General features: G+C 69.2%; 14 protein-coding genes. 11 read left to right on the top strand and 3 right to left on the bottom strand.

Going from position 1 to position 14,171, the window contains the following annotated elements; translation table 11 throughout:
• Positions 1 to 56: 56 nt before the first annotated feature.
• The 4 genes from ABH933_RS18415 to ABH933_RS18400 all read left to right on the top strand — a co-directional run bounded on the left by ABH933_RS18415 (position 57) and on the right by ABH933_RS18400 (position 4,576).
• Positions 57 to 1,217 carry an acyl-CoA dehydrogenase family protein gene (locus tag ABH933_RS18415; protein WP_215916286.1) on the top strand — a complete coding sequence of 387 codons (1,161 nt, stop codon included), beginning with the start codon at positions 57 to 59 and terminating at the stop codon, positions 1,215 to 1,217.
• On the top strand, positions 1,214 to 1,723 hold the full coding sequence (locus ABH933_RS18410) for a MaoC family dehydratase (RefSeq protein WP_215916287.1): 510 nt from the start codon (positions 1,214 to 1,216) through the stop codon (positions 1,721 to 1,723). Before ABH933_RS18415 ends, ABH933_RS18410 begins: the two co-directional genes overlap by 4 nt.
• Positions 1,720 to 2,535, top strand: a complete 816-nt coding sequence (locus ABH933_RS18405) for an HpcH/HpaI aldolase/citrate lyase family protein (protein WP_215916288.1) — start codon at positions 1,720 to 1,722, stop codon at positions 2,533 to 2,535. The genes ABH933_RS18410 and ABH933_RS18405 overlap by 4 nt, the downstream gene beginning before the upstream one ends.
• Before the next feature lie 97 nt (positions 2,536 to 2,632).
• Positions 2,633 to 4,576: an acetoacetate--CoA ligase gene (locus tag ABH933_RS18400; RefSeq protein WP_429420368.1), complete on the top strand. Its 1,944-nt coding sequence runs from the start codon at positions 2,633 to 2,635 to the stop codon at positions 4,574 to 4,576.
• Between the two features lie 483 nt (positions 4,577 to 5,059).
• Here ABH933_RS18400 and ABH933_RS18395 read toward each other — a convergent pair whose 3' ends face one another.
• Complete coding sequence (locus ABH933_RS18395; RefSeq protein ID WP_429420370.1) at positions 5,060 to 5,788, bottom strand: ABC transporter ATP-binding protein; 729 nt, start codon at positions 5,786 to 5,788, stop codon at positions 5,060 to 5,062.
• Positions 5,789 to 5,814: 26 nt separating this feature from the next.
• Positions 5,815 to 6,864 carry an ABC transporter permease gene (locus ABH933_RS18390; RefSeq protein WP_429420372.1) on the bottom strand — a complete coding sequence of 350 codons (1,050 nt, stop codon included), beginning with the start codon at positions 6,862 to 6,864 and terminating at the stop codon, positions 5,815 to 5,817.
• Positions 6,865 to 6,993: 129 nt separating this feature from the next.
• Here ABH933_RS18390 and ABH933_RS18385 point away from each other — a divergent pair, with 129 nt between their 5' ends.
• From ABH933_RS18385 to ABH933_RS18375, 3 genes are all read left to right on the top strand, one after another.
• Positions 6,994 to 8,214, top strand: coding sequence for a sensor histidine kinase (locus tag ABH933_RS18385; RefSeq protein WP_429420374.1), 1,221 nt, complete (start codon positions 6,994 to 6,996; stop codon positions 8,212 to 8,214).
• Positions 8,211 to 8,828 carry a LuxR C-terminal-related transcriptional regulator gene (locus ABH933_RS18380; protein WP_429420376.1) on the top strand — a complete coding sequence of 206 codons (618 nt, stop codon included), beginning with the start codon at positions 8,211 to 8,213 and terminating at the stop codon, positions 8,826 to 8,828. Before ABH933_RS18385 ends, ABH933_RS18380 begins: the two co-directional genes overlap by 4 nt.
• 255 nt (positions 8,829 to 9,083) lie before the next feature.
• Positions 9,084 to 9,509 carry a PPOX class F420-dependent oxidoreductase gene (locus ABH933_RS18375; protein ID WP_429420378.1) on the top strand — a complete coding sequence of 142 codons (426 nt, stop codon included), beginning with the start codon at positions 9,084 to 9,086 and terminating at the stop codon, positions 9,507 to 9,509.
• A 2-nt stretch (positions 9,510 to 9,511) separates the two neighbouring features.
• Here the strand turns inward: ABH933_RS18375 and ABH933_RS18370 are convergent, their stop codons facing one another.
• The gene (locus ABH933_RS18370; protein WP_429420380.1) at positions 9,512 to 10,108 is read right to left on the bottom strand and encodes a TetR/AcrR family transcriptional regulator; all 597 of its coding nucleotides are present in this window, start codon (positions 10,106 to 10,108) and stop codon (positions 9,512 to 9,514) included.
• Between the two features lie 345 nt (positions 10,109 to 10,453).
• Here ABH933_RS18370 and ABH933_RS18365 point away from each other — a divergent pair, with 345 nt between their 5' ends.
• The 4 genes from ABH933_RS18365 to cobM all read left to right on the top strand — a co-directional run bounded on the left by ABH933_RS18365 (position 10,454) and on the right by cobM (position 14,163).
• A complete protein-coding gene (locus ABH933_RS18365) occupies positions 10,454 to 10,810 on the top strand; it encodes a YidH family protein (protein WP_429420381.1) in 357 nt (118 codons plus the stop codon).
• Positions 10,807 to 11,127, top strand: coding sequence for a DUF202 domain-containing protein (locus ABH933_RS18360; protein ID WP_429420383.1), 321 nt, complete (start codon positions 10,807 to 10,809; stop codon positions 11,125 to 11,127). Before ABH933_RS18365 ends, ABH933_RS18360 begins: the two co-directional genes overlap by 4 nt.
• Before the next feature lie 46 nt (positions 11,128 to 11,173).
• A complete protein-coding gene (locus ABH933_RS18355; RefSeq protein WP_429420385.1) occupies positions 11,174 to 13,075 on the top strand; it encodes an alkyl/aryl-sulfatase in 1,902 nt (633 codons plus the stop codon).
• Positions 13,076 to 13,407: 332 nt separating this feature from the next.
• Positions 13,408 to 14,163 (top strand): precorrin-4 C(11)-methyltransferase, encoded by a 756-nt coding sequence (gene cobM, locus ABH933_RS18350; RefSeq protein WP_429420387.1) that lies wholly within the window; start codon positions 13,408 to 13,410, stop codon positions 14,161 to 14,163.
• The last annotated feature ends 8 nt before the right edge of the window (positions 14,164 to 14,171 follow it).

Raw genomic sequence — 14,171 nt, 5'->3', positions numbered from 1 at the left:
CCACCATTGCGCCGCAGCACACCTCGCGCGGCACAGAGTACGAAGGGTATCCGCGCATGACCGATTTCCTGTCCACGGGCACGCTGCCCGAGGAGTACCGCGACCTCGCGCTGACCGTCCGGGATTTCGCGCGCCAGGTCGTCGCCCCCGTCGCCGCGAAACACGATGCCGAGCACACTTTCCCGTACGAGGTGGTCGCCGGGATGGCCGAGATGGGGCTGTTCGGACTGCCCTTCCCGGAGGAGTACGGCGGCATGGGCGGTGACTACTTCGCGCTGTGCCTGGCCCTCGAGGAGCTGGGCAAGATCGATCAGAGCGTGGCGATCACGCTGGAGGCCGGGGTTTCCCTGGGCGCCATGCCGATTCACCGGTTCGGCACCGAGGCCCAGAAGCAGCAGTGGCTGCCGCAGCTGGCCAGCGGCCGCGCCCTGGGCGCCTTCGGGCTCACCGAACCCGGCGCGGGCAGCGATGCCGGCGGTACCCGCACCACGGCCGTGCTCGACGGCGGGGATTGGATCATCAACGGCAGCAAGCAGTTCATCACCAATTCGGGCACCGACATCACCCGGTTGGTGACCGTGACCGCGGTGACCGGCGAGACCGAGGGGCGCAAGGAGATCTCGACCATCCTGGTGCCCGCGGACACCCCGGGCTTCGTCGCCGAACCCGCCTACAACAAGGTCGGCTGGCACGCCTCGGACACCCATCCGCTCAGCTTCACCGACGTCCGTGTGCCGCAGGAGAATTTGCTCGGCGAGCGCGGCCGCGGCTACGCCAACTTCCTGCGCATCCTGGACGAGGGCCGCATCGCGATCGCGGCGCTGTCGGTCGGCGCGGCGCAGGGCTGCGTGGACGAGAGCGTGCGCTACGCGGGCGAGCGGGAGGCCTTCGGGCAGGCGATCGGACGCAATCAGGCCATCGCCTTCAAGATCGCGCGCATGGAGGCCCGCGCGCACGCGGCCCGCACCGCGTACTACGACGCCGCGGCCCTGATGTTGGCGGGCAAGCCGTTCAAGAAGCAGGCCGCGATCGCGAAGCTGGTCGCCAGCGAGGCCGCGATGGACAACGCGCGCGATGCCACCCAGATCTTCGGCGGCTACGGATTCATGAACGACTACGCGGTGGCCCGGCACTATCGCGACAGCAAGATCCTGGAGATCGGCGAGGGCACCACCGAGGTGCAGTTGCTGCTGATCGGGCGGGAGCTGGGGCTGTGACGTCGCCGGAGCCGGTGCGCCGGGTGGTGCAGCGCGGGCTGTGGTTCGAGGAATTCGAGATCGGCGTGCTGTACGAGCACCGCCCCGGCCGCACCATCACCGAGGCCGACAACGTGCTGTTCACGACGTTGACGATGAACACTCAGGCGCTGCACCTGGACGCCGCGTTCGCCGATGCGCTGCCGCCGTTCAATCAGCGCCTGGTCAATTCCATGTTCACCCTCTCCACCCTGGTGGGATTGTCGGTGGCGCAGCTGACGCAGGGCACCATCGTGGGCAATCTCGGCTTCTCCGATATCGCTTTTCCCAAGCCGCTGTTCCACGGCGACACGCTGTACGCGGAAACCGTGATCACCGAGAAGCGGCCATCGAAATCCCGTCCCGGAGAGGGCATCGTGACCTTCGCCCACACCGGTCGCAATCAGCACGGCGACGTGGTCGCCACGGCCTCGCGCAAGACGATGGTGCGCCTGGCGCCGAAGGACGACGACGGGGTCACGGCGTGAGGTGGGAGCCGCCCGGACCGGCGTGGCTGTTCTGCCCGGCGGATCGGCCCGAACGGTATGCCAAGGCCGCGGCCGCCGCCGACGTGGTGATCATCGATCTCGAGGATGCCGTCGCCCCGGCGGACAAGGCGGCGGCCCGGGCCGCGCTGATCGCCACGCCGCTGGACCCGGAGCGCACGGTGGTGCGCGTCAACGCCGCGGCGACCGCGGATCACGCGCCCGACCTCGCCGCCCTCGCCGAGACCGCGTACCGGCGAGTGATGCTGCCCAAATGTGAGTCCCTCGAACAGGTTTCGGCGCTGGCCGAGTTCGAGGTGATCGCGCTGGTCGAATCGCCGCTGGGCGCGCTGACGATCAACGAGACCGTCCGCGCCGGCAATGTCATCGCGACGATGTGGGGCGCGGAGGATCTGGTCGCCGGGCTCGGCGGCACCGCCAGCAGGCATGCGGACGGCAGCTACCGCGACGTCGCCCGGCATCTGCGGTCCACCACGCTGCTCGCGGCCAAGGCGTACGGCAGGCTCGCCCTGGACGGGGTGTACCTGAACTTCCGCGATCTCGACGGGCTGCGTGCGGAGTCCGAGGACGCGGTGGCGGTCGGCTTCGATGCCAAGGTGGCGATCCATCCGAGTCAGGCGCCGGTGATCCGCGCGGCCTATGCGCCCACCGCCGAGGAGGCGGAGTGGGCGCGCCGGGTGCTGGCGCAGGTGCCGGAGAATCGCGGCGTATTCGCCTTCGAGGGCCGCATGATCGACGGACCGGTCATCCAGCACGCGGAACGGATACTTCGGCGCGTCCCCGGGGACCACTGATGGGCACTGCGTGGGTGGGCCTATTGCACCGAACCCGGCCCGCGTTGGCGGGCAGCGGGCATGATCGGTGATGTTCGGTACGCAGGAAGGAAATGGCATGGAGCCGCAGTGGGTGCCCAGTGACCAGGACATCGCCGGCGCGCGGATCACGGACTTCGCGCGCTTCGTGACCGGCCGCACCGGCCTGGATTTCCCCGACTATCACGCGCTGTGGCAGTGGTCGGTCGAGGATCTGCCGGGCTTCTGGGGCGCGCTCTGGGAGTACTTCGAGCTCGGCCCGGCCCCGGAGCAGGTGCTGACGGACACCCGGATGCCCGGGGCGCGGTGGTTCCCCGGGACGCGGCTGAACTATGTCGATCAGATCGCGCGCCACGCCACCACCGAGCGTCCCGCGATCGTGTCCGCCGCTGAGGGCGGCGAGCTCACCGAGCTGTCGTGGTCCGAATTGCTGGGCAGGACGGCGGCATTCGCGCGTACCCTGCGCGAGAACGGTGTCACGCAGGGTGATCGGGTGGTCGGCTATCTGCCCAATATCGCCGAGGCCGTCATCGCGTTCCTCGCGACCGCGAGCATCGGCGCGGTCTGGAGTGCCTGCGGGCAGGACTATTCGGCCAAGGCCGCGCTCGACCGGCTCGGGCAGCTCGAGCCGGTGGTGCTGGTGACCGCCGACGGCTACCGATACGGCGGCAAGTCCCACGACAAGCGCGAGGACATCGCCAGCCTGCGTGCGGGACTGCCGGGCCTGCGGGCCACGGTGGTCGTCTCGCGGCTGGGCGGCGCGGTGCCCGGTGCGCTGGACTGGGAATCGGCCAGCGCGCCCGACGGCGCCGAAATATCCACCGAGCCGGTGGCATTCGACCATCCGCTGTGGATCCTGTTCTCCTCGGGCACCACCGGCCTGCCCAAGGGAATCGTGCACGGCCACGGCGGTGTCGTGGTCGAGCATCTCAAATCCTGTGCGCTGCAGTCGGATATCGACCCCGGCGACGTGTTCTTCTGGTACACCAGCCCGTCCTGGATGATGTGGAACTTCCAGGTGGCCGGGCTGCTGGTCGGGGCCACCATCGTCTGCTACGACGGCAGCCCGGCCCATCCGGCCCCGGATGCGCTGTGGGACATCGCGGCTCGCACCGGCACCACGGTGCTGGGCACGAGCCCCGGCTACGTGCTGGCCTGCATCAAGGCCGACGCCCATCCCGCCCGCGATCACGATCTGTCCGCACTGCGCTCGGTCGGCATCACCGGAGCCTCGCTGCCGGAGTCCTCCGCGCTGTGGCTGCGCGACGTGCTCGGTGAGCGAGTGCAGGTCGCCTCGATCAGCGGCGGCACCGATGTGGTGTCGGCATTCATGGGCGGCGCGCCGACGGTCCCGGCGTGGCCCGGCGAGCTGTCCGTGCCGTTCCTGGGGACGGCTGTGGATGCCTGGGACGAGGCCGGCGCGCCGGTGCGCGGGGAGGTCGGCGAGCTCGTCATCACCGCGCCGATGCCCTCGATGCCGATCCGTTTCTGGAACGATCCGGACGGATCGCGGTATCGCGCCGCGTATTTCGAGACGTACCCCGGCGTGTGGCGGCACGGGGACTGGATCAGCCTGACCGAACGCGGCAGCGTGGTGGTGCACGGCCGCTCGGATTCGACGCTGAACCGGCACGGCATCCGGATGGGCTCGGCGGACATCTATCAGGCGGTGGAGTCGCTGCCGGAGGTCGCCGAGGCGCTGGTGATCGGCGCCGAACAGCCCGACGGCGGCTACTGGATGCCGCTGTTCGTGACCCTGGCGCCCGGGGTCGAGTTCACCGAGGAACTCGTGGGACGGATCAAAGGCGTTGTCCGCACCGACGTGTCGCCGCGGCACGTGCCCGACGAGGTCATTCTCGCGCCCGGCATCCCGCACACCCGCACGGGCAAGAAACTCGAGGTGCCGATCAAGAAGCTGTTCCAGGGGGCGGACGCCGCGCGCGTCGTGGAGCGCAGCGCGGTGGACGATCCCGCCCTACTGGATTGGTATGCGGCGGTACAGATGCCCAAGCCCGCGGTGTAGTCCCGCTCTGCTCCTGGCCGTTGGAGCGCACCGGTAGACAGGAAGGCGGTCAATGGTCCGGTAGTATGCATTGCATTGGGTTATGCCCGATTATATGCATACTCTCCGGGAGGTGATCTTGGTGGCCGAGCGTCGCAGCACCCTGCTGCCCAGTGAGCTCTGGAGGGCGCCGCTTCGCACCGTGCGTCCGCAGGATTTGGCCGGAATCTATGCACAACCAGGGCCCGAGGTTCCGGCACTGAGCGATGTCCCGGACACCGGGGCCGCCATTCTTCGCTCCGTATCCGGTGCGTCGGTCAAGATCCAGTTGCTGTCGGCCCGGGGACGAACGGTGTGGCCGACTGAACTCCGGTGGTGATCAGCGCTGAGATCGCGCTGGCCGTTGTTCGAGATGCCTGGGCACACACCACGGAGCGATTGGTGTAGCTGCGGGTCGCCCGACGCGCTGCCAGTCACACCCAGGTAGGCGTGGGACGTTGATTGTCAGACAGTCACTTCGGCGGTTTGCTCGGCCGTGAGCACCCCGTCCACCATTCGGTACACCGCATCCATCAGGTGCAGGTGGGAGCGATCGTGGGTGACCAGCAGGGTGGCCGCGGCATGCTCGTGTACCACCCGCAGGATCAGGTCGATGACGGCCGCGCCGCGTTCGGTGTCCAGGGCGCTGGTGGGCTCGTCGATGACGAGCAGGGCCGGATCGTTCATCAGGGCGCGGGCGATGTTGACGCGCTGGCGCTGGCCACCCGAGAGCTGCCCCGGACGCTTGTGCTCCTGCCCGGCCAGGCCGACCGCATCGAGCAGATCCATTGCCTTGGTATGTGTTTCGCGACGGATCCGGCGCGGGGTGAACGCCCGCTGGCCCAGCTGTCCCATCGCCTCCAGCTGCTCGACGGCGGTGAGGGCGGGAATCAGGTTGGGCTGCTGGAAGACGATGCCGATCTCCACCCGGCGCAGCGCCGCGGCATCGCGACGGTTCAGTGCGGCCAGATCGACGCTGCGGCCCGCGGTTTCGAGCAGTACCCGCCCGGCATCCGGGCGCTGCAGCGTCGACACCACGGCCAGCAGACTGGATTTGCCCGAGCCCGAGGGCCCGGTGATGGCGGCGATCGCGCCGCCGTCCACCCGCAGGTTCACCCGGTCCAGGGCGGTGAGGCGGTCGCCGCCGTCGGGGTAGGTGAGGGTGACGTCGGTGACGGTGAGTGCGGTGGTCATCGAAAACTCCTGTGGATCAGCGTGATTCAGCGGGCCTGGTTGAGCGCGGTGAGCGGGTCGGTGGTGGCCAGGAAGCGCAGCGCGAACGCGGCGCCCAGCAGGCCCAGGCCGATCAGGGCCGCGGCGGGAAGGACGGTTGTGGTGGCGCTGAGCACGAACGGCATCGCCGAGCCGATCGCCATTCCGGCGATCGTGGTAACGCCGACGCCGATCCCGACGCCGATCACCAGCACGATGAGCGCCTGGCCGAGCGCATCGCGCACCAGCGAGCCGGTGGTGGCGCCCAGCGCCTTCAGCGTCGCGATATCGGGGGTGCGCTGAATCGTCCACACCGTGAAGAAGGCGCCGATCACCAGCGCGGAGATGGCGAACAGCATGACCGTCATGAGGGTGAGCGAGCTGTTCTCGGCCTTGTAGGAGCCGATCGCCTGCAGCGAGCCTTTCGCGCTCGTCGTGGCGGTGTGCGCGGCGGAATTCACCGCGGCGGTGTCGTGCACGCCGGAGGCGACCAGGATCGTCGCGGCGCCGCCGTGTGGAATCGCCGCCTGCCAGTCGGCCAGCGACATCCATACCACCGGGGTGTGTGCGTACCAGTCGTCGCCGCCGATCGCCGCGACGGTGAAGGTGCCGGTCCCGAGGCCGATGCGGTCGCCGGCCGACGCGCCGAGGGTCTTCGCGGCGGGCGCGCTCAGCTCGACCGTGCCCGGTGCTGTTGCCGTGTGGCTGCCGAACGCGTTCCCGTCGACGCCGAACAGCGCCACCTGGGCTGGAGCCGAGCCCGTCCGGGTGGCCTGGGAGTGGCTGATGCCGACCGGGTCGACGGTGCCTCCGGCCCGCTGCCAGGTGCGTACCTGATCCGCGGTCAGTGCCGAGGAATCGAACGACGGCGCGGAACCGGTGTCGGCGAACACGACCGTGTCGCCGGACATCCGCTGCAGTGCCGATATGTTTTGGTGTGCCAGGCCCGCCGTCAGGCCGCTCAGAAAGCTCACGAGCAGGGCGACCATGACGACGACCAGCGTGATGAGCCCGAATCGGCCGCGGGCGGCCCGCAGATCTCTCAGTGCTACGAACATGACTACAGCCTGTTCCGGATGCGGCCCGGAATCATCGCCACTGCGATCGGATCTCGCCCCTGCCGAGGGAGGGGTGCGTTTCCACCTTTCGATGGATGCCGCGGCGGTAACCCTGCATAAGCTGGCACTGTGCACCGCTCACCCCTCGCCCCCGTCTTCGCCGCCCTGCAGGCCAGCCTGCACGGGCTGATGGTGGCGCTGACGGCGTACGTGGTGGTGCGGGCGCTGGTGCCAGGCGGGGAGCACCGGGTGCCGGTGCTGGTGCTGGCCGTGTTGTTCCTGCTCACCTACTTCGGCGGGGCGGCGCTGCGTAGCAGGCCCACGGCCGCGCGGGTGTGGCTGGGCGGGCTGACCGTGCTGTGGCTGGGGCTCGTCGCCCTGCAGCCCGAGGCGGTCTATCTGGTCTTCGGGCTGTTCTTCCTCTATCTGCACCTGCTGCCGCGGAACTGGGGCCTGACGGCGGTCGTGGCCGCGACCGTGATCTCGGTGGTCGGATTCAGCGCGCACCGGGGGTGGACAGCGGGCGGGGTGATCGGTCCGGTGCTCGGCGCGGCCGTCGCGGTCGCCATCGGCATGGGGTATCGGGCGCTGTTCCGCGAGGCCACCGAACGGCAGCGCCTCATCGACGAGCTGCTGGCCACCCGCGCCACCCTGGCCGAACGCGAACGCACCGCCGGGAAGCTCGCCGAGCGCGAGCGCCTGGCCAAGGAGATTCACGACACGGTCGCGCAGGGGCTGTCCAGCATTCAGATGCTGCTGCACGCCGCGGAGGGCGTGGCCCCGGATCATCCCGCGCGGCAACAGATCCGGCTGGCGCGCGAGACCGCGGCGGACAATCTCGCCGAGACCCGCCAGTTGATCGCCGAGCTCACCCCGGCCGCCCTCGAGGGTCAGTCGCTGGCGGGCGCGCTCGAGCGAATCGCCCAGCGCGCCAGCGCACCCGGGCTCGATACCCGGGTGCTGGTGGAGGGCGAGCCGGAGCGGCTGCCGATGCCGATCGAGGCGGCGCTGGTTCGCGTCGCGCAGGGCGCGGTCTCCAATGTCGTGCGGCACGCCCGCGCGCAGCGCATGCGGATCACCCTCACCTACGCCGAGGACGGCGTGCATCTGGACGTCGTCGACGACGGAATCGGCATCGAGCCCGCGGTTTTCGCGCGGGGCACCTTCGGCCTGAACGCCATGCGCAGCCGCGTCGAACAGCAGGGCGGGAGCATGGACGTGGAGACCGAGCCGGGCCACACCGCCGTCACGGTGTCGTTCCCGATCCCGGAGACCGGCGCCGATGCCGACCCGGCGGGATCGGGCGACAATGCTTCCGCCGCAACCGAGCATCCGATGGAGGCGCGATGATCCGGCTGCTGCTGGCCGACGATCACGCGATCGTGCGGGCCGGGCTCCGTGCGCTGCTGGATTCCGCAGCCGACATCGAGGTGCTCTGCGAAGCACCCACCGCCGAGGAGGCCGTATCCCTGTGCACGACAACGGCAGTGGATCTGGTGCTGATGGATCTGCGATTCGGTCCGGGGAAATCGGGTGTGGATGCCACGAGTGCCCTGCGCGCCCTGCCGGATCCGCCCAATGTGCTGGTGGTCACCAACTACGACACCGATGCGGACATCCTGGGCGCCATCGAGGCCGGGGCCTGCGGCTACATCCTCAAGGACACCCCGCCGCCGGAGCTGCTGGCCGCGGTACGGGCGGCCGCGGCGGGGGAGAGCGTGCTGTCGCCCTCGGTGGCCTCGCGCCTGATGACCAGGGTGCGCAAGCCCGATACCACGTTGAGCCCCAGGGAGATCGAGGTGCTGCGGCTGGTCGCGGACGGGCATTCCAATCGCGAGATCGGCAAGAGCCTGTTCCTGAGCGAGACGACCGTGAAATCCCATCTGGTGCATATCTATTCGAAGTTGGGCGTGAAGTCGCGAACCTCGGCGGTGGCCCGCGCCCGCGAACGGGGCGCGCTGTGAGGCCGGGCTCTTCGCCTTCGCTCGGCTCCGGCGTCCGTGCGGTGCCTCGGTGAGTCACCTCGGCTCGCGCTCGCCTGGCTTACCTCAGGCCCATGCCGCCTCACTGCGCTCGCCGTGCGCCCGGGCTCATACCCGCTCGCTGCGCCGCATCCCCTGATGAGTCGCGTCCGGTGACGTGTCGGCCACCGCGCAGGGCGGACATGGCGTGCTCGTGTCGACGCGGGCTCAGGCGATATCCCCCGTACGCTCGTGCCCATGTTGTCCATATCCGATCCAGAAGTACGTCAATTCCTGACGCACGGCACGCGCACGGGCAAGGTCGCCTTCGCGACCGCCGACGGCCGGCCGGTGATCAATCCGGTCTGGTTCATCCTCGAGGGTGACGAGCTGGTCTTCAACACCGGCAAGGAGTCCGCGAAGGGCCGGGCGATCCTGCGCGACCCCCGGGTGGCGGTGTGTGTCGATCTGGATGAGCTGCCGTACGGCTACATCCAGGTCCAGGGCATCGCGACGGTCTCCGAGGATCCGGGCGAGCTGCTGCGCACGGCCACCGAGATCGCTGCTCGGTACATGGGCCGGGACAGGGCCGAGGAATTCGGCAAGCGCAACGGCGTCCCCGGCGAGCTGGTCGTCCGGGTGCGCCCGGCCAAGGTGCTGGGCGGACTGAACCAGACCGGGTAGCCTCAGCCGGCCAGCAGCGCGGTGAGGCTGCGGCGCACCGCGTTCGAGGCGGCCTCCCGCGAGAGCCGGCGGCGCTCGATCAGGTAATGCTGTGCACCCCAGCCGATCGCGGCCTCGACGAGGTCGAGCAGCTGCTCGTCCTGGGCGAGCTCGGGGCCGAAGGTGTGCGACAGCGACTCCCGAATCCTGTGCTCCGTCTCGTGCATTCGCGCATCCACGCCCGGCACCGTGTGCGCCTCGATCAGGCCCGCCAGGCGGGGGAAGCGCTGCAGCTCGTAGACCGCCGCGCTTGCCCGCACCACCTCGTCGATGCGCTGGGACAGCGGCAGGGCGGGGTCGATGTCCTCGATCAGCGCCTCGACCCGGCTCGCCTGCTCCTCCACGACCGCCAGCCGCAGATCGTCACGTCCGGGGAAATGCACGAAGATGCTGCGCTCCGAGGCGCCCGAGCGCGCGGAGATGTCCTTGGTGGTGGGCAGGAACTGGCCCTCGGACAGGGCCGCGAGGGTCGCCTCGACGATGGCCCGCCGGGTCTGCTCCGGATTGCGGCGACGACGCGGGCGCGCGCCGTTGTCCGGCAGCGTTTTCCCCTCGACCATGACTACTCCACCTCTCCCACCAAATTTTTACATCCTAACTGCAGTACAAGGGGTTCCTGAGAGGTGTCGTCCCCGCACCGGTGCTGTGGTGCGCGGCATAGTGCCGGGCGGGAGGGTTTATATTACAGTAGAACTGCAATAAGGAAGGCGACAGCACCACGAGGAGTGAGCGCATCATGGGAGATCATCCGATCATCGGTCTCGGTTCCGCGACGCTCGACCTCGCCCAGACGGTCACCTCGATCGCCGCGCAGGTTACCTACATCCCGCAGGCGTGGGGCCTGGCCTGATTTCGGCGCTATGCTCGGTTGCTGGAAGTTAGCATCGGCCGGAGAGGCGGTGTAGATGTCCTCGAGCACGGGCAATTCGGGTCCCGGCGAGCAGCTCGATTACCGATTCACCCTCGCCAACGAGCGCACGTTCCTGGCCTGGATTCGCACCGCCCTCGGGCTGCTCGCCGGCGGCGTCGCCGTGCACACGCTGGTTCAGCCCTTCAAACATGCCGGATTCCGGCGGGCGCTCGCGGTCAGCTGCATCGTGCTGGCGGTGATGGTGGCCGTCGGCGCGTACCGGCACTGGCGCGGCATCGAGGCCGCCATGCGCCGCGGCGAACCCCTCGGCGGCACCGTCATGGTCCCGCTGCTGGCGGGGGGCATCGCGATCATTTCGGTATTGGCGGCCGTGGCGGTGCTGATCGGGTGACTGCTCCCGCGCCGGATACCGGCATGGCGCGCGAGCGCACGGCGCTGTCGTGGCGCCGCACCGCGGTGTCAGCGATGGGCACGGCCGCGTTGTTCATCAATCACGCGGTCTCCAATGGCTGGCGCCACGCGGCGGCGGCGCCCTTGGTTGCCGCGGTCGTGCTCGGCGTGCTCGCGCTGATGTGTTTCGAGCGCAATCGTCTACTGCGAGAAGGGGAGGACGCACATTCCCGCCGCGCAGTGACGGTTACGACGGTGGTGATCGTGCTGGTCTGCGCGGTCGCTCTCTATATCGGCCTGCGCGATCCCGTGCGATAGGCCCTGCGGCCGACTCGGGTCGGTCATCCACAACAGGAGGTAGGAAATGAGTGGGGCAACCGAGCCCAGTGCCCACATCGTCGCCGGGCAGGATCCGGTGCGCGAGGAACTGCCGTTCAACGACGCCGCCGATATGGAGGATGCGCGGCGCGGATTCGTCGCCGCCCTGGAGCCGGGCGTAGTGCGCGACGCCGAGGGAAAGATCGTGTGGGACAACGACTCCTACCGCTTCCTGCAGGGTAGCTGTCCGTCGTCGGTGAATCCGAGCCTGTGGCGGCAGTGCGGGCTCAACATCGAGCAGGGCCTGTTCGAGGTCACCGAGGGCATCTACCAGATCCGCGGCCTGGACCTGTCCAATATGACGATCATCGAGGGCGCCTCCGGCGTGATCGTCATCGATCCGCTGATCTCCACCGAGACCGCGGCCGCGGGCCTGGCCCTGTACCGGGCGCACCGCGGCGACCGGCCGGTGACCGGCATGATCTACACCCACTCGCACGTCGACCACTTCGGCGGCGTCATGGGCGTGATGACCGAGGACGACGCCACCTTGGGCCGCGTTCCGGTGCTCGCGCCCGCCGGATTCCTCGAACACGCGGTGGCCGAGAACATCTATGCCGGAACCGCGATGGCACGCCGGGCCACCTATATGTACGGCGCGTCGCTGCCCCGCGGTCCGAAGGGCGCGGTCGGCGCGGGCCTGGGCCAGACCACTTCCACCGGCACCGTCAGCCTCATCGCCCCGACCATGGACATCACGCACACCGGGCAGGAGGAGACGATCGACGGGGTGCGGATCGTCTTCCAGATCACCCCGGGCACCGAGGCGCCCTCGGAGATGAACTTCTACTTCCCGGACATGCGGGCGCTGTGCATGGCCGAGAACGCCACCCACACCCAGCACAACCTGCTCACCCTGCGCGGCGCGCTGGTGCGCGACCCGCACGTGTGGTCGCAGTACCTGACCGAGTCGATCAACATGTTCGGCCGCAAATCCGACGTCGTCTTCGCCTCGCACCACTGGCCGACCTGGGGCACCGAGCGCCTCGTGGAGTACCTGTCGCTGCAGCGCGATCTGTACGGCTACCTGCACGATCAGACGCTGCGGCGGCTGAACCAGGGCCACACCGGCATCGAGATCGCCGAGACCTTCGAGCTGCCCCCGGCGATCGCGGGCGCCTGGCACGCGCGCGGGTATTACGGGTCGGTCTCGCACAATGTGAAGGCGATCTACCAGCGGTACATGGGCTGGTTCGACGGCAATCCCGCGCACCTGTGGGAACATCCGCCGGTCGAATCCGCCAAGCGCCACGTGGATTTCATGGGTGGCGCGCAGGAGGTGCTGCGCAAGGCCGAAATGGCCTACGACACAGGCGATTACCGCTGGGTCGCACAGGTGGTCAACTACGTGATCTTCGCCGACCCGACCAACCGGGCCGCAATCGAGTTGCAGGCCAGCACCTATGAGCAGCTCGGCTACGGCGCGGAGAACGCCACCTGGCGCAACTTCTATCTGATGGGCGCCCACGAACTCCGTAACGGCAAGGTCGGTACGCCGACCCGCGCCGACTCGCCGACCATGCTGGCCGCGCTGACCGTCGAGCAGCTCTTCGACGCGGTCTCGCTGCGCATCGACGGTCCCCGGGCCTGGCACGAAAAGGCGGTGTCCGACTGGCGGATCACCGACGAAAACCGCACGCACCGAGTGGAATTGCGCAATGGCCTGCTGCTGCACTACGACCGCTTCGACGGCGACGACCTCCCCGCCCCCGAGGTGACATTCTCGCTGACCCGACCCGCTCTGATCGGCATTCTGCTTGCCGGACAGGACATTACGGCCGCCGCGCAGTCCGGTGCCGTGCGAATCGAGGGCGACCCGTCGGGCCTGGGCAGGATTGTCTCCCTGCTCGACACTCCGGACCCGGCGTTCAACCTGGTGACGCCGTAACAACCGCGCGCGTATTCGTGACTACGGGCCCGGTCGTATGCCGGGCCCGTAAGTTTGCTTACGCCAAGCCATTCCTGTGCTCTGTTCCGGCCCCCGCGCCGAGCCCCCGCTGCTGCCCTGGAAAGACTGGTCCGCACAACAGAATCCGACTGTCATGGCCGTCCTGCTTACCATGCTCGGCACCGCGTCGGTCGGCTCCGGCCTCGTCATGCTGTCCACGTGAGGCGTGCTTGCGCGACGTGTGATGAGCCGGACGGGACCCCGAGCGCGGCTCGGCGCCGGACGCGGAGGTCGTCCGGGGAAGCGGGCGGGCGACGCTTACACTCGCCCGCATGACCGTGCACTTCATCGGGGCGGGGCCCGGGGCTGGGGATCTGCTGACCGTGCGCGCGGTGCGATTGATCGCGGAGTCGCCGGTGTGCATGTACGCGGGGACGTATCTCGATCCGGAGGTGCTGGGGCATTGCGCGCCGGATGCGGAGATGATCGACACACAGCGGCTGGATCTGGACGAGATTATCGGGCACTGTGCGCGGGCGCACGCCGGAGAGAAGGATGTGGCGCGGCTGTGCTCGGGTGATCCCTCCCTCTATTCGGCCCTGACCGAGCAGACCCGCCGGCTGGACGCGCTCGGGATCGGGTGGGACGTTACCCCCGGCGTGCCCGCGTACGCGGCCGCCGCCGCGGTGCTCGGTACCGAGCTGACCGTCCCGGAGCTGGTGCAATCGGTGGTGCTCACCCGGACCCGGGCCCGGTCGACGGCGATGCCGGAGTCCGAGGCGCTGGCGAACTTCGCGCGGACCCGGGCGACGCTGGTGCTGCATCTGGCGATCACGCGCATCCGGCCCATTGCCGCGGAGCTGACCGCCGAATACGGGGCGGACTGTCCGGTTGCGGTGGTCTACCGGGCGAGCCAGCCCGGGGAGCTGGTGCTGCGGGGCACCCTGGCCGACATCGCCGACCAGGTCGAATCCGCCGGGCTGCGGCAGGCCGCGGTCGTCCTCGTCGGCCGCGCGATGACTGTATTACCGGGTTGCGCGCAATCGCACCTGTACGACCCGGCGCGCGAGCGGAGCGCCGCGGAGTGATCGCGGGT

This window comes from Nocardia sp. GP40, assembly GCF_050434125.1.
Taxonomy (GTDB): domain Bacteria; phylum Actinomycetota; class Actinomycetes; order Mycobacteriales; family Mycobacteriaceae; genus Nocardia; species Nocardia albiluteola.
Note: the sequence above shows the minus strand (reverse complement) of the source record. Positions and strands in the feature narration are given on the sequence as shown.

Bases quoted from the DNA above. Each gene is read 5' to 3' on its own strand.
- ABH933_RS18355 (WP_429420385.1), top strand. From the start codon at position 11,174: ATGAGTGGGGCAACCGAGCCCAGTGCCCACATCGTCGCCGGGCAGGAT.
- ABH933_RS18365 (WP_429420381.1), top strand. From the start codon at position 10,454: ATGTCCTCGAGCACGGGCAATTCGGGTCCCGGCGAGCAGCTCGATTAC.
- ABH933_RS18395 (WP_429420370.1), bottom strand. From the start codon at position 5,788: ATGACCACCGCACTCACCGTCACCGACGTCACCCTCACCTACCCCGAC.
- ABH933_RS18375 (WP_429420378.1), top strand. From the start codon at position 9,084: ATGTTGTCCATATCCGATCCAGAAGTACGTCAATTCCTGACGCACGGC.
- ABH933_RS18370 (WP_429420380.1), bottom strand. From the start codon at position 10,108: ATGGTCGAGGGGAAAACGCTGCCGGACAACGGCGCGCGCCCGCGTCGT.
- ABH933_RS18415 (WP_215916286.1), top strand. From the start codon at position 57: ATGACCGATTTCCTGTCCACGGGCACGCTGCCCGAGGAGTACCGCGAC.
- ABH933_RS18390 (WP_429420372.1), bottom strand. From the start codon at position 6,864: ATGTTCGTAGCACTGAGAGATCTGCGGGCCGCCCGCGGCCGATTCGGG.
- cobM (WP_429420387.1), top strand. From the start codon at position 13,408: ATGACCGTGCACTTCATCGGGGCGGGGCCCGGGGCTGGGGATCTGCTG.
- ABH933_RS18400 (WP_429420368.1), top strand. From the start codon at position 2,633: ATGGAGCCGCAGTGGGTGCCCAGTGACCAGGACATCGCCGGCGCGCGG.
- ABH933_RS18380 (WP_429420376.1), top strand. From the start codon at position 8,211: ATGATCCGGCTGCTGCTGGCCGACGATCACGCGATCGTGCGGGCCGGG.